This window comes from Pseudoalteromonas sp. GW168-MNA-CIBAN-0100 (genome assembly GCF_040309225.1).
Classification (GTDB): domain Bacteria; phylum Pseudomonadota; class Gammaproteobacteria; order Enterobacterales; family Alteromonadaceae; genus Pseudoalteromonas; species Pseudoalteromonas arctica.
This window is the reverse complement of record NZ_JBEOOL010000119.1, coordinates 1-466: the sequence shown is the minus strand read 5'-3', so window position 1 is coordinate 466 and position 466 is coordinate 1. Positions and strand designations below refer to the sequence as shown.

The 466-nt window shown below is 41.4% G+C and carries 1 protein-coding gene; it reads left to right on the top strand.

The window, feature by feature from the left end:
• The coding region (locus AAEY62_RS20310) for an acetyl-CoA hydrolase/transferase C-terminal domain-containing protein (protein ID WP_350635996.1) at positions 1–251 on the top strand (251 nt) is incomplete at its 5' end.
• Between the last annotated feature and the right edge of the window lie 215 nt (positions 252–466).

Below are 466 nucleotides of genomic sequence, written 5' to 3'. Positions count from 1 at the left end.
ACGTTGACCATAACGAACATGACGTTGATATATTAGTAACCGAGCAAGGCTTAGCTGATTTACGCGGCTTAGCGCCACGTGAACGTGCTGTACAAGTTATTAAGCACTGTGTGCACCCAGATTACCGTGACGCCATGCTAGATTACTATGAGCGCGCTTGTAAGCGAGGCGGACACACACCTCATTTACTAGAAGAAGCGTTTAGCTGGCATATTCGCCTTGAAGAGCAAGGCAGTATGAAAAAAGCCTAATAAATGTAATCCCAAATTGCACCAACCCATACAGTTAATCTGTTTTGGGTTTAATTAAACGCTCCTTTTAGGGGCGTTTTTTTAGCGCTACTCTACACAATTAATTAGCCACTTAGTCTTGAGTATTAAAAGGCCTAAATTCGGATAATAAGTGCTGGCTAATTACCTTTAAGTAATCCATTAACACCTGGTATTAATGGGTTACTTAAACAGCC